At 65.1% G+C, this 13,435-nt stretch carries 11 protein-coding genes and 1 pseudogene; all 12 read right to left on the reverse strand.

Translation table 11 applies throughout. The annotated features are described in order from the left end of the window. Nucleotides 1-525 (reverse strand): tryptophan--tRNA ligase (gene trpS / locus VGQ94_05095; GenBank protein HEV2021884.1); only part of this gene is annotated, 525 nt, incomplete at its 3' end. After that, a complete protein-coding gene (locus tag VGQ94_05100; protein ID HEV2021885.1) occupies nt 525-1,205 on the reverse strand; it encodes a site-2 protease family protein in 681 nt (226 codons plus the stop codon). The genes trpS and VGQ94_05100, both read right to left, overlap by 1 nt. 797 nt (nt 1,206-2,002) lie before the next feature. Further along, nucleotides 2,003-2,818 (reverse strand): acyltransferase, encoded by an 816-nt coding sequence (locus VGQ94_05105; protein ID HEV2021886.1) that lies wholly within the window; start codon nt 2,816-2,818, stop codon nt 2,003-2,005. A 46-nt stretch (nt 2,819-2,864) separates the two neighbouring features. After that, the gene (locus VGQ94_05110; GenBank protein HEV2021887.1) at nt 2,865-3,512 is read right to left on the reverse strand and encodes a hypothetical protein; all 648 of its coding nucleotides are present in this window, start codon (nt 3,510-3,512) and stop codon (nt 2,865-2,867) included. Nucleotides 3,513-3,571: 59 nt separating this feature from the next. Continuing rightward, nucleotides 3,572-6,079, reverse strand: a complete 2,508-nt coding sequence (locus VGQ94_05115) for an AsmA family protein (GenBank protein HEV2021888.1) — start codon at nt 6,077-6,079, stop codon at nt 3,572-3,574. Further along, on the reverse strand, nt 6,079-6,873 hold the full coding sequence (gene lepB, locus VGQ94_05120) for a signal peptidase I (protein HEV2021889.1): 795 nt from the start codon (nt 6,871-6,873) through the stop codon (nt 6,079-6,081). Before lepB (VGQ94_05120) ends, VGQ94_05115 begins: the two co-directional genes overlap by 1 nt. A gap of 31 nt (nt 6,874-6,904) precedes the next feature. Further along, nucleotides 6,905-7,663 carry a signal peptidase I gene (gene lepB / locus VGQ94_05125; GenBank protein ID HEV2021890.1) on the reverse strand — a complete coding sequence of 253 codons (759 nt, stop codon included), beginning with the start codon at nt 7,661-7,663 and terminating at the stop codon, nt 6,905-6,907. Continuing rightward, nucleotides 7,660-8,418: a ribonuclease III gene (gene rnc, locus VGQ94_05130; protein HEV2021891.1), complete on the reverse strand. Its 759-nt coding sequence runs from the start codon at nt 8,416-8,418 to the stop codon at nt 7,660-7,662. The genes lepB (VGQ94_05125) and rnc overlap by 4 nt, the downstream gene beginning before the upstream one ends. A 103-nt stretch (nt 8,419-8,521) precedes the next feature. After that, nucleotides 8,522-9,370 (reverse strand): tetratricopeptide repeat protein, encoded by an 849-nt coding sequence (locus VGQ94_05135; GenBank protein HEV2021892.1) that lies wholly within the window; start codon nt 9,368-9,370, stop codon nt 8,522-8,524. A gap of 58 nt (nt 9,371-9,428) precedes the next feature. Further along, entirely contained in the window at nt 9,429-11,018 is a 1,590-nt protein-coding gene (locus VGQ94_05140; protein ID HEV2021893.1) for a tetratricopeptide repeat protein, read from the reverse strand. Between the two features lie 241 nt (nt 11,019-11,259). Next, nucleotides 11,260-11,424 (reverse strand): annotated as a pseudogene (locus tag VGQ94_05145) (heavy metal-associated domain-containing protein). Between the two features lie 77 nt (nt 11,425-11,501). After that, nucleotides 11,502-13,435 (reverse strand): heavy metal translocating P-type ATPase (locus tag VGQ94_05150; protein HEV2021894.1); only part of this gene is annotated, 1,934 nt, incomplete at its 5' end.

Genomic DNA, 13,435 nt, shown 5'->3' on the forward strand with positions numbered 1-13,435 from the left:
GTTGAAGCGGCGGGCAATCTCGCGCGTCAGTTCGATGTGCGGCACCTGGTCCTCGCCCACTGGGACGTAGTCGGCCTGGTAGATGAGGATGTCGGCGGACTGCAGGACCGGGTAGCCGAGGAAGCCGTAGGTGCCCAGGTCCTTGTCCTTGATGTTCTGGCGCTGCTCCTTGTAGGTGGGGACGCGCTCCAGCCAGCCCAGCGGCGTAATCATGGAAAGCAGCAGGTGCAACTCGGCGTGCTGCGGCACGTGCGACTGGATGAACATGGTCGCGTGCTCGGGGTCGAGGCCGGCGGAGAGCCAGTCGAGCATCACCTCGAGCGAGTTCTCCTTGATCTTCGAGGTGTCGGCGTAATCGGTGGTCAGCGCGTGCCAGTCGGCGATGAAGAAGAAGCAATCGTAGTTCTGCTGCAGGTGCACCCAGTTGTCGAGCGCGCCTACGAAGTTCCCCAAGTGGAGTTTCCCCGTGGAGCGCATGCCGCTGAGCACGCGTGGTTTGCGACCGGGTTTGGGAGCCTGCGCCATCACATCCTCATCAGCAGCGCGTCAACGAATCCCTTCACCGGCGCCACCAACGCCCAGATGACTCTTCCCCCGAACAGCACCAGCACGATCAGGCCGAAAATGCCGAGGGTGTCGTACACATTGCGGATGGGCTCGGGCAGGAAGTGACGGAGCACGTGGCTGCCGTCCAGCGGCGGGATGGGGATCAGGTTGAAGACGCCCAGGATCACATTGATGAACATCGCCTGGTAAAAGAGCAGCACGATCGGAGTCAGGAGAGATTCGGCATTCACGGGCTGACGGCCCGCCAGAGCGCGCACCGCTTCGCCGCCCGCGGCGGAGGTGAGTGCGATGACCGCGAGGATCAGGACCGCGCCCGAGGCGATTATAAAGTTGCTGATGGGGCCCACCACCGAGGTAAGGATGTCATCCCGCACGTGGTTGCGGAAGTTGAGCGGATTGACCGGCGTGGGCTTGGCCCAGCCGAAGACCGGCAGCCCGGTGAGGATCCCCAGCAGCGGCAGGAGCACCGTGCCCACCGGGTCGATGTGCTTGAGCGGGTTCAGGGTAATGCGGCCCAGCAGACGCGCGGTGGGGTCGCCGCAGCGGTTGGCCATCCAGGCGTGGGCGGATTCATGCACGCTGATGGCGAAGAGAAACACGATGATTTGGAAAAAGATGTCTACGTGCTGCAGATTCATGCGCGCAAGGTGATGGTAACACGAGGGGCGCGGGTCTCCGGACCTGGAAGATGGGCATATCCCCGCGCGCGTAGACGCTGGCAGGCAGGACGCGATATAACCCACTGAGCAGCGGCTATTTCCGGGAGGGTTCCAACGCCTTATGACCGGACGAAAGGAATCCGCAGCGCGCAAACGAGCCACCAGCTCTGTGGCTCTGGGTTTCCGGGCGCATACCGGATGGGCGGTGATGGTGGCGATGGCCGGCCCACTCTCCTCCCCGCGTGTGGCTCACCGTTGCCGCATCGAGTTGGGTGGCTCGGGTGTACCGAGATTCGTTTATCACGCGGCTCGGGAAGCCGGCTTGGCCAAAGCGCCCCGAATCGTCCGTCTGGCACGGACCACAGCTTGCAGGGCCGCCACCCAGGCAATGCGCGAAGCCGTCGCGAGGTTGGACGCGGGTGGGCTTAAGGTAGTCGCTGGCGGCCTTCTGACCGGTTCCATGCGTGTGCCGAAGGCACTCGACGCGATTCTCGCTTCCCACCCGCTCCTCCATGCCGCGGAAGGTCAGCTGTTTCGCGACGCGCTGATCGCAGGTTGCAAAGCCTGCGGGATTCGGCTTCGCGGCGTCGCGGAACGCGAGTTGTGGACGCGAGCCGAGCAGCTCCTTGGACTCAAGCGAGCCGTCTTGCAGAGACGTCTCGACGAACTCGGACGAGTCGCAGGGCGACCCTGGGCACAGGACCAGAAGTTAGCTGCTCTGACGGCATGGCTTGCCTTGGATCCTGCAGACCGGTAGTCGTCTTGGACTCTACAAGTTACGGCTTCTGCTCCGCCGCCTTGCGGACTGCCTCCGGGGCGATGGTCTTCACCTTGACGGTGCGTGCCGGGATGCCGGCGACGATGTGGAAGGGCTCGACGTTGCGCGAGGCCACGCCCATGGAGCCGACGATGCCGTGCTCGGCCACCTTCACTCCGCTCATCACGGTGGCGTGGTAGGTGATGCGGGCGCGCGGGCCGATCTCCGTGCTCTCGTTGGTGACGATCATCCCGTCGTTCAGGTCGTGGGCGTGCGAGTACACGTTGGCGTAGTCGGAGACGGACGAGCCCTCGTGGAGAATGATCTCGCCGCGATCGTCGAGCAGAACGTACTTGTGGATGGTGCAGTTGTCCTCGACCGTCAGGTTGTAGCCGAACGAGACCTCGACCCCGTGGAAGATCTTCACGTTTTTACCGATGTGCTTGAAGACGTGGCGAGCGAGCATGGCCCGCACGCGGTGGCCCAGCCAGTGGTTCAGGCCGACGGGCGAGCGGTCATACATCATCCAGAACCAGAGGAGCGACTTGCGCTCGCCGTAGCGGACCGGGTCGGCGTCGCCGTAGGACTCGGGCTCGAGCGTGGCGTTGCGCGGGTCGAAGGAGTGGACGAGGGCCTGGTGCGCCAGCGAGTCGTTCGCTGCGGGCGGGGCGTAGGGCCGGCCCAGGTAGAGTTGGTGCAGCGCGTCGCGCACGACTACGCTGCGGTGGTCCGCGTCTCGGTTTGCGAACTGCTTGTCCAGCCAGTCGATCCACTCGAGGAAGAGCTTCTCGGCCTCCGGCTGCGGCTTCAGGTTCCGGTACTCATAACGCGGCATAGCTTCCTCGCTAATGCTGGAATTCTCTTTCGGACTGCGCAAAGAACTAAGGCGAAAGGATCCGCCCGGTCTGCTTGTCCACGGTGACTGCCGTCCTGCGTCCCCTCGCGGGAAACAACACTGTATTCCCGCTCGATCCCGGGGCGTCGAAGGCGTCGAACGCGGCCCCGTGCTCCAGGTCCCCGTGCCGCCAGGCATAGCTCCCCGACCGCAGATTCACCTTGGCGACAAAGCGCATCGCGGTGACATACGCGAAGTCTCCCTCAATGAGCCCCTTCCCGACGTTGACGGCAGGAATGGCCTGCTTCCATTTGATGTCGGGGATGGCGCCGCCGACTCGCACGATGAAGCTCGCGCCATAGGCACCATTCGAAACCTCGATGAGCAGAACGGCGTCGCCCTGGTACTCGGCGAAGTACAGCGCGCGGATGAAGTCTCCCTTGCTCAGGTGCAGGTTGAAGGGCCGCGCGGGCGCATCCCCGTCCGTGCGGTTGCCCAGGCCGGTGCGCGCGATGTGGTACTTGAATCCCGCGGCCGGAAATTCAAAGGCAATCACCCTTCGCGCCTGGGCCACGGCCACAGGCAATTCGAACAGCCGGGGTTCCGCCGGCTTCGAAGGGGACGGCTCCTGCTGCGCCAGACTGGTAGCGGCGCACAACAGAGCCATCGCAATGAGCGTTACGCGGGAGAGCATTCGTATTCCTGCGTCTCCATGATGTCACACCTTGCGGAATCGCGGGATGCCGCGGCGGCTCAGCGCGGGGCGCGGGGAGGGGAGGAAACCCGGGGCCGGAGGAGCGCGCCGGTGACGGCGTACTGGCGAGAGTCCTGGGCCGTCAGCGTGAGATCCAGCTCGCGCGCGAAGGAGGCGGTGCCGCTCAGCGAGTAGAGGCCACCCACGGCATCCAGATGGGCGCCGGAGAAGGTCAGGGTACGGTCGCGCAGCGTGAGACGGCCGGAGAAGCGCCGCAGACGCAGGGGTCCGGAAGCGCCGAGCGAGAGGCGGGGCAGAGTTCCGTTGCGCCATTCGAACTCGGCCGAGCCAACGGCAGTGCGGGCGAGGTCTTCCGCCTTCCAGCCGGTGAGGGTGATCTGGTAGTCGCCGCTCAGCGCTCCTGTACCCCAGGGGTCGTGCATCAAGGTCCCCAGGCGTTCGAGCGAAGCGCGCTCCAGACGTCCGCGGCCCAGGTACAGGGGCTCGCTGCCGGTGAAGTCTGCGTTCCAGTCCCCCAGGTGGTGGCCGCCCAGGAATTCGGCGGCGACGTCGGTGAGGATCAGCTTCCCCGGTTCCAGCCGGACCTGCGCCTCGACGCCCGTGGCCACCAGCGACTTCACCATCACCCGCCCGGCGGCCAGATGTCCCTGGGCGCGGAAGCGCCACAACCCGCTGTCGGAGTCCGAGCTGGTGAGCTGGTACCACAGCTGAGCACGGAATTGGGGGTTCAGTAAGCGGTTGAGTTCATCGGTGACCAGCTCGGGCGTGCTCAGATCGAACTCTGCCGGGCACCCTTCGGACTGGTCACAGTGGCGCGGGAGGCGCACCCAGCCACGTAGCGCCAACCGGTACTCCGGCACCGACGCGGTCAGGTTCTGCAATTCGATCGTGGCGTCCGATAAGAGTGCGTTTCCGGTGAGGTGGAGCGGAGCGGCCAGGCCGGGGACCTGCGCCTCCAGATTGCGGAGTTGCGCGCTGCCCAGCGCCGTAGGAGGAGCGAAGTCCAGCCAACTTCCTGCGAGCTCCAGGCTGAGATGCGCCGAACCGCGCGCGGTGACCTGAGGGGGACGCAAGCCGAGCGTCTGCGCCGCCTGCAGCAGCCGGCTGATTTCGGCGTCGCCCTCGAACGCGACATGGTAGCCGAGGTCGTCGAAGCGTCCGCGCACCACGGTGGGCGTGGGGGCATCGAGAGAGACGGCAAAAGGCGCCACCAGCAGGGTGGGCCGCGCCGGGGGCTCCGCTTCCCGCTTCCGCGGGTGCCTGGCTTGCGTCTTAGCCGGCGCGGCGCCCCTTTCGATGGCGAAGGAGATGGGACCAAGCTCCAGGGGCGCGCCCAGCGCGCTCGAGGTAAGGCGCACGGAGGAGGTGCGTCCGCCGCCGGCCCACAGCGGCGCCGCATCAGGAGATGGGGCGTGCAGGCTGAAGACCGCGTCCAGAGTGCCGCTTGCGTTCAAGTCCGCCGCCAGATCCTTCTTGGCGTTGCGCAGCAGCCCTGCCAACGCCGGCAGGGGCAGGTCGCGCGCGGTGAAACCCAGATCGTAGCGGGGCGATGCCAGAGGCCCGGAAACCGTGCCCCGCGCGGAGAGCTCGCCGTCGCCCACCGGCATGTGACACTCCAGCGCGGAGAGCAGCGCGGTGAGTGAACTGTAGTGGGCGGTGCAGTGGGCCTGGGCGCGCAGTGGTGCGCCCGAAGCGATGTCGTAGCGGCGGAAGCCGACCAGGAGCGCGTCCGCAGTCAGAGTGAGGTTGGCGGGCGAGCCCCCGAGAGACCCGGAAAGGTCCAGAGCCCCGCGCCAGCCGCGGTCCCGCCCGTAGATCAGGCGAGAGAGCTGGCCGAGCTGCGCCTTTTCCAGGCTAAAGCGCAGATTCAGCGGCGTCTCGCCCAGGCGCGCAGCACGCTGGAAAGCTCCGACGACCTTCAGGGTGCCGGAGTCGCTGAGGTTGGCATCGGTGCGCACCGGACGGGCCTCAAGCCGCATGCCCCATTCATCCTCCGACGCCAGCCACAGGGCGAAGTCGGCTTCGTCGAGGGCAAACGCTTTCTTTTCCTGTCCCAGCTTGAGGTTGATGCGTGCGCCCTCTGCTTCGATGTAGGGAAAGCGCGGGCGCGCCTCGGGGCGGGTGCGGGCGGTAGGAGCCGTGGGGGTTTGGGAAGCGCGGGCGAGAAGCGCCTCCAGGTTCCAGCGGCCGCCCTGCAACACCAGGTTGAGGCTGGGATTCTTCATGCTGAGGCGGGAAATCTCCAGCCGGCCGCGCCACAGGGAAGTCAGGCGCAGGAAGGCGGTGACTTCGTCGGCGTGCAGCATGGGCTCGGTGCCGAACGCAGGGTCCTCGGAGATGACCATTCGCGTCAGGTCGAAGCCGGGCAGGGGAAGCAGTTGCAGATGGACCTCATCCACGGTGACGTCACGGTCCAAAGCCTGGCCGATGGCGGTGGCGATGCGTCCGCGGAAGCGGCTGACGTTGATGAGTGGAGGCAGCAGCAGCAGCGCCAACAACAAGGCAGCCACCACCGCCACAGCCCAGCGCTTGGCCGCGCGGGGCATCAACTCACCATCTGGAAGGATCGCCGCCAGCGGGTCTGGTCGAAGAAGTGCAGGACGACCTTGAAGAGGAACTCCACCCGCTCCCCCAGGCCGGTCTTCTTATATTGGTCGCGCGGGGTTTCAAACGACCAGTAGATGAACATGGGGCGGCCGATGATGTGCTCGCGGGGCACGAAGCCCCAGTAGCGGCTGTCGTAGCTGACATTCCGGTTGTCCCCCATGACGAAATAGCGGTCCGGAGGTACGACCAGGTCGCCGCCCTCAATGTGATACGCGATCTCGCCGCCCCAATCCGGAGTCACGTTCCCGCCGGAAGTGGTAGGGACCGCCGGGAAGTTGTCGCGGTAGGGCGAGTAGCAGGCAATCGTGATGTCGTCGCAGGCCCGGTTCACGTAGGGCTCGGAGAGCCGCTCCCCATTGCGGTACACCACCCCGTCCACCAGGTGGATGCGATCCCCGGGCAGGCCGATCACGCGCTTCACCACGTAGAGGCCGGATTCCGCCGGAGAGAGAAAGACCACGATGTCGCCGTGCTGCAAACCGCGGTAGGGAACCAGAGGGCCGACCCAGGGAGTCTTGGGAGCGAGGGTGACGCGGTCCACGAAGACGTGGTCGCCGATGAGCAGGGTGTTCTCCATGGAACTGGAGGGGATCTCGAAGGCCTGCAGGTTGAAGGTGATGATGAACAGACCGGTGACCAGCACCACCGCCATGGAGGCCAGGAACTCCATGGGAGTCTCTTTCTTCTTTTCTTCCGGCTCTTCCTTCCCGGCGATCTTTTGTTTCTTGCCCAAGCGGTGACCCTTCCGGCCGGCGCTCCTGCCCCTAACTCACCAGTTGCAGAAAGCGGCCCCAGCGTATGTTGGCGAAGAAGCGCGCGGCGGAGCGCGCCAAATTGATAAGTTTACCACCATCCCGCGGCGGCGCCGGGGCGGGCCGCGTAGCGGGCGAGGCCACCGACCAGTAGATGATCAGGGGCCGGCCGATGATGTTCTCGCGGGGCACGAAGCCCCAGTAGCGGCTGTCCAGGCTGCGGTCGCGATTGTCGCCCAGGACAAAGTACTGGCCCGGCGGCACCACCAGTTCGCCGCCCTGGATCAGGTCCCGCATCTGACTCCACCACGCGGATTCGACGTTGGGCGAGGCCAGGCCCCGCACCGGGAACTCGTCGCGATAGGCGTCGTAGTCGCGCCGGTTGTACAGCGCATATTTCTCGCGGGGGAACACCCCGTTCACCCGCACCCGCTTGTTGATGAGGCGCACCCGGTCGCCCGGGATGCCCACCACCCGCTTCACGAAGTGCTGCTCCGGGTTCACCGGGTAGCGGAAGACGATGATGTCGCCGCGGTCCACCTCGGCGTAGGGCAGCACTTTGCCCCACGACCCGGACTCGCTGAACTGCAGCTTGTCCACCAGCAGGTAATCGCCGATGAGCAGGGTGTTCTCCATGGATTCGGAGGGGATCTGGAAGGCCTGCGCCAGAAAGGTGACTACGAACAAAGCAATGATCACGGTCAACGCCATGGACTGAAGGGAGGTCAGCCAGCCTTCGCGCGCCGGTGGATGCGAGCCGTGAGGACTCATGGACCTGGTTCTGCCCGGGCCGGATCCGGCGCGCCTTGCAACCGTTCCAGACCTTGCCGGGCCGCATTCTGCTCGGCTTCTTTCTTGGTGGAGGCTGAAGCGCGGTACACCTGCTCGCCCTCCGCGGAATGGATGCGCAGCTCCACGGTGAAGACCTTGCGATGATCGGGGCCGTGCTCCATCACCACGCTGTAGCGCGGAGGCGGCAGGGCTCGCGCCTGCAGCAGTTCCTGCAGCGCGGACTTGTGGTCGGTGGTGGCCAGGCCGCCGCCAGCCTGCTCTTGCAGGAGTCCGATCTCGGGCTCGAAGATCCTCTGGCGGATGAGGTGGTGAGCGGCCTCCAGGCCGCCATCCAGATAGACCGCCGCCAGCAGGGCCTCGAGGGCGTCGACCAGCAGGGCAGCCTTGGCGCGGCCGCCACTGCGCTCCTCGCCGCGCCCCAGGCGAAGGAAGCGTCCCAGCTCCAGCCGTTGCGCGACTCCCCCCAGGTGGCGGGCGCTCACCAGATGAGCGCGCAGCTTGGACAGCTGCCCTTCGTGAAAGTCGGGGAAGCGCTCGCAAAGCAATTGGCTGACGACGAAGCCAAGCACGGCGTCGCCGAGGAACTCGAGCTGCTCGTTGTCATCCCGAGCGGAGGAGCCGGGCTCCCGCTCATGGGCGTGCGAGCTGTGGGTGAGCGCGCGCACCAGCAGCTCCGGGTCGCGGAAGCGGTGCCCGAGCCGTTCTTCGAGCGCTGTGATCTCTTCGCTTTTCATCAGGTCTTCGAGCCCGGGCCCTGCCTCCGCGCGGGCAGGAGGAAGGCCCCGCAGCCCGAGGGCTGCAGGGCGGAGCCCGGGAGCCGGAGCGTCGCCCCGGCCGCTAGGACTTGGGAGGCGGCGCGGTGGTTTGCGCCGGCGGCTTCTGTCCGGTGAGCTGGTTGAGCCGGTCCTGCTCCTGCTTGGCCCGCTCAGCAACCATCCCCCCAGTGGTGGCGGAAAGCTCCACGGCCCGGTTGGCGAAGGGGAGCGCGTCGGCGTACTTCTTCTGTTGATCCAGCGCCAGCGCCAGACGAAGCAAGGTGACCGGGTCCGGGCGGGCGGTGTTCAGCTCTACCGCCACGCGGTAGTGTTTCTCCGCCTCCGCCGGATTCTTCCGGACCAACTCCACCATGCCCATGGCGGCGTGGGCGAACGAGGAGAGAACCGGCTTCACGCCCTGTGCCTGCTGGTCCGTGATGCCGGGCGCGGTGGCCAGCCACTTGTTCATGCCGTCGAGGGCGTGCTGGGCGTCTTTCGTCGCTTCCACCAGGCGCTGGTCGCGGTCCAAGTCGGTTTCCTTGGTGCGCTCGGAGATCACGCTGGCCACGGTGACCAGCACCATAGGGTTCTCGCCATCGAACTGCAGGGCCTTGCCGCCCATCTCCACCGTCTTGTCGGCGTTGTTGGACTGCTGGTAGCGGTACATCAGGTTCTGATAAATGGGGCCACGCAACTCGCTCTGCGCATACTTGGCCTCAAAACCCTTGGCCGCTGTTTCGGCCGCAGCCAGGTCCGGGTTGGTGACGATTGCCTGATAGGCGGCACCCTCCTCCGGAGTCTTCGGGGCAGGCGGGGCCTTGCGCTGAGTCGTGGTGGAAAGCTGGAAGCCCGAGCCCGAGGTCGTCCCCTGCGCGGTGGACAGCGCCACCAGCCCGAGAACCACCAGCGTCGTGCATACGATTTTTTTCATCTCCACTCCTTGTGATGAGGAACCACCTGCACCAACGCATGGTGTTCCGGATTTTGCCCTAAGGTCGTGCCGACGGGGGCTGATAGGGCTCCGCCAGTCCCCGCTCCGCCGCCGCCCGGGTATCGGGCGTGGTATCGCCTGCCGCTAGGGCCGCGCGATAGTGCTGCACGGCCGCATCGCGGTTTTCCTGCATGTCAAAGATCCGGGCCAGGTAGATGTGCGACCAGGCCACGATCCGGGGCTCGCGGGCCATCTCCAAGGTACGCTCGAAGTAGGTGCGGGCGCCGGGCATGTCGCGGCTGAGCGTGGCGGCGCGCGCCAGGATGAACAGGGCCCGGGCCGGATTGTCACTCTGCTGGTCGAGCACCTGCTGGGCCAGCCGCTGCGCCGCCGCCACCTCTCCCGAGGCCAGCTTGGATTCGGCCAGGTCCAGCACGCCGGCTCGTTCCGGCCGGGAGACGTGCAGCGCCTCGGGCACTGCTTCGCGGCTGAAGGTGATCTCGCCGGCGTGCTTGCGCTCGGCGCCTACGTCGATGTTAAACAGCCAGTCGGGGTAGGCGTCCTGCAGCCCCACGGGATTTTTCTCGAACACCCGTAGGGCGTCGAAGAAGTACAGGGTGAGGATATAGCCCTCGCGCTCGGCGGCCTCGGCCCGCTGCACGCGATCCGCTTCGCCTTCCTTGCCGCCGGGGCCGCTGGTGCGGGCCTCGATGGCGCGGATGAGCGACTCGTTCACCAGCAGCACGATGTCCTGATGGAAACTTTCGTCGAGCGGCGCGTTCTTCACCGACTCCAGCAGCGGCTCCAAGCGCTTCATCGCTCCCTGGCGCTTCATGGCGAAGGGATCGAGGGTGTAGTGCAGATAGGTGTGGCGGATCTCGTCGATGCGTACCGCGTCGCCGCGCGGCGAGAGGACCAGGAAGTAGTCGACGCCGTAGTTGCGTGCATTCACCTGTCCGGGTGCGCCCATGGGTTCCGCGTACACGGCGAAGCGGCGGCCCAGGTAGCTGCTGTCGGATATCCGCAGGTAGGCGGACTTGGTGGCCAGCAGCATTTTGGCCACCGGGTCATGCAAGCGCTCGACCTGGGCCTCGTAGGCGGCCTGATGCTTCAGCCAGAGGCCGTGCAGGCCGGCGTCCACGTAGAAGCGCTGCAGCAGCGGCACGAATCCCAGAACGTAGGAAGCGTCCGGAGGCAGGTCCGCTTCCCGGACGCGGAGTTGGAACCCGGGAGGCTCGTCCAGGTTCAGGGCGAGCGAGATGTACTGGGCGTAAGTGCGGGAGGCGTCCGGCTGCTGGTGGTCGCGGTAGAAAGCGCACAACTGCCGCTGGGCGGTGGCGGCGCTGGCCGAGGCTTGCACCGCGCTCGCCACCTCGGCGCGCACCAGCATGCGCAGCGGATCCGAGGTGGCCAGCTCCTGGTCGTAGCCGCAGGCGTTGATGCCCGCCAGCACGCTGAACAGGCTCTCGCTGGTCTCCAGAGTGACGTCCGTCTGCTGGGCCGCGGCCCTGGGCGCCAGGGCACAGCACAGCAGCAGAGCACTTGCGATTCGGAAAAGACGAGACAGCCCGGCCTCCAGAGGAAAGAGGAATGAATATAAAGGGAGTGTGAGCTCCTCCAGTTTAAGGGAGCCGTGGACGAGGGTCAAACCCAGGGCGGGGATAGCTATACGAGCGGGAAAATCCAGCCACTTGGGGTGCGGGCACGTGACGAAGCCGGGCGCGGCCCGCGCGGAGATCGGCGTGCGCGTGCGGCGGGGCGGCCGCCTGGTCTCCTTCGGCGGCTACCTTCCAACTAGCCCATTCTACCCACTGTTCGGAGGTTTCCTTGCTCAAATCTTGCTCAAGTTTCTCCCAAACCGTTAAAGGAAGATTCTCAATCGGCCTGAATCACGCGATAACTTTGGTCTGATAACCAGCCGCACTTAGGTGGTCTGCCATGGCGCTGACGTCCTGCGTTGAGGCGTCATACAGTACGTCGATGCGCTGGTTGTTGGCTTTTGCTCGAACCCGCTCCACGCCCGGCAAAGCTTTGAGCATGCGCTCGATGCGCTGCTCACAACCCTGTCAAGTGATTCCCTGATTGCCGATCACTTCCAAAACAATGGATTTAAGCATGATTCCCTTCTTCCCTACGCTTGAGCAGCTTCCGCCGCAGTCGATGAGACAGGCGGCGCATGTCCCACCGTCTTGATCGCGTCAAAGAAATAAGCGCCGCGCCCCCACAGTGAGTTGATGAAGATCGAAGTCACGCTCGTCGCCATCGCGACCATTCCCCATATCGGATGAACCAGTCCCGTTGCCGCCGCCGGAATCCCGATGCCATTGAACAGGAACGCGAGGGACACGTTCTGTATGATCTTCCGGTAGCTCTGACGGCTGACTTCAAAGGCATCGAGGACCGCACTCAGCCGTTGATTCAGGATGATTACGTCGGCAGACTCGATGGCAATGTCAGCTCCGCTGCCAAAGGCAATCCCCACATCCGCCTGCATCAGAGCGGGCGCGTCATTGATGCCATCACCCACCATGGCCACACGCGAGGTCTGCTGAAGCTTTCGCACCATCTCGGCTTTCTCCGCAGGCAAGACGCGAGCGTGAACCTCTTCTATGCCGGCAGCACCTGCGAAGTGACGTGCCGCTCGCTCGTTGTCACCAGTAATCAGGCTGGTGCGAATGCCAAGCGCGTGCAGTCGCTGGACAGTTGCAGCAGCGTCGAGCCGTAGCGCATCGCCCAGCGCCAGTAGGCCGACAAGTTTCCCGTTTCGCGCCACAGCGATAACCGTCAGGCCCTGAGATTCAAGTTCAGTGATGGCGGCGTTGTGAGCAGCGATATCAATCGACTCGGCCGCGAGGAAAGCCGGGCTCCCAATCAAGAGTCCTGCATCACCAAGCCGCGCCTTAACCCCCCTACCTGGAACGGCCTCAAACTCCCGAACTTCGGCTAGAGCAACGCCGCGATTAAACGCTTCCTCGACTACTGCACGAGCAAGCGGGTGCTCAGAACCAGCTTCCACCGCTGCTGCAAGTGCCAACAATTCCCCCTCCGAGGAGTTCAATGGAACAATCTGGCGCAGCGCAGGGCGTCCTTCGGTAAGCGTGCCGGTCTTGTCAAACACCACGCGCTGAACGCGGCGCAAGGCTTGAAATGCCTCGCCGGTGCGCATCAACACGCCGCGCTCGGCCGCTTCGCCAGCTCCGCGGACAATGGAGAGCGGCGCCGAGATTCCGACGGCGCACGGATAACCCATCACCAGCACGCTCAGGCCCGCGAACATCGCCCGCTGCAGGTCGGGGGAAGATCCACTGATCATGGGGAACACAATCCAGAACAGCGCCGCTCCCACGGAGGTCAGCAGCACGATGGGCGTGTAAATCTTCAGCACGCGATCAACAAGGTGCAGCAGGCCGGGTTTCAGCGCGCGTGCATCTTCTACGCTACGTATTACCTGCCGTAGAAAACTCTCTTCGCCAACCACCGTGACGCGAACCAGCAGCGTGCCATGCCCGTTCAGAGAACCACTCAGCGTGTGGTCGCCGGCACGTTTGTAGGTAGGCAGTGGCTCGCCGGTGACGAGTGCCTCGTCCACATCCGATTCACCCGACTCGATGGTACCGTCCACCGGTATCCGGCTGCCTGGGCGAACACGAACCAAGTCGCCGACACGCACCTGTTCGAGTGGTACGTCCTGCTCCTTGCCGTCCCTTACGACATGGGCCACATCCGGTTCAAGATCCAGCAGCTTTTTCACCGCTTGCGAACTGCGCGTTTTCACGATCAATGACAGCCACTCGGAAAAAATGTGATACGCGAGCACCATTACCGCAACGGAGAAGAAGGCAACGGTGGGGTAATTCGGTGGCTGGAGTGCCAGCCCCACCGCGCCGCCGATAAGCCCAGCAAAGGCCCCGAACTCAACTAGCACGTGCTGATTCAGAATCCCGCGCCGCAACGCCATGACGGCCATGCGCACGATGTGCAGGCCGACTCCGAAGATGAGCGTCAGAGCGAGCGCTCCGGCTATCCACGGTCTCGCACCCCCAAATGCGCCGTGCAACTGCAGAG

It is taken from the genome of Terriglobales bacterium, assembly GCA_035937135.1.
Lineage (GTDB): Bacteria > Acidobacteriota > Terriglobia > Terriglobales > Acidobacteriaceae > DASYVL01.

Coding starts and splice junctions, on each gene's coding strand:
- VGQ94_05100 (HEV2021885.1), bottom strand. CDS start 1,205: ATGAATCTGCAGCACGTAGACATCTTTTTCCAAATCATCGTGTTTCTC.
- VGQ94_05105 (HEV2021886.1), bottom strand. CDS start 2,818: ATGCCGCGTTATGAGTACCGGAACCTGAAGCCGCAGCCGGAGGCCGAG.
- VGQ94_05110 (HEV2021887.1), bottom strand. CDS start 3,512: ATGCTCTCCCGCGTAACGCTCATTGCGATGGCTCTGTTGTGCGCCGCT.
- VGQ94_05115 (HEV2021888.1), bottom strand. CDS start 6,079: ATGCCCCGCGCGGCCAAGCGCTGGGCTGTGGCGGTGGTGGCTGCCTTG.
- lepB (HEV2021890.1), bottom strand. CDS start 7,663: ATGAGTCCTCACGGCTCGCATCCACCGGCGCGCGAAGGCTGGCTGACC.
- rnc (HEV2021891.1), bottom strand. CDS start 8,418: ATGAAAAGCGAAGAGATCACAGCGCTCGAAGAACGGCTCGGGCACCGC.
- VGQ94_05135 (HEV2021892.1), bottom strand. CDS start 9,370: ATGAAAAAAATCGTATGCACGACGCTGGTGGTTCTCGGGCTGGTGGCG.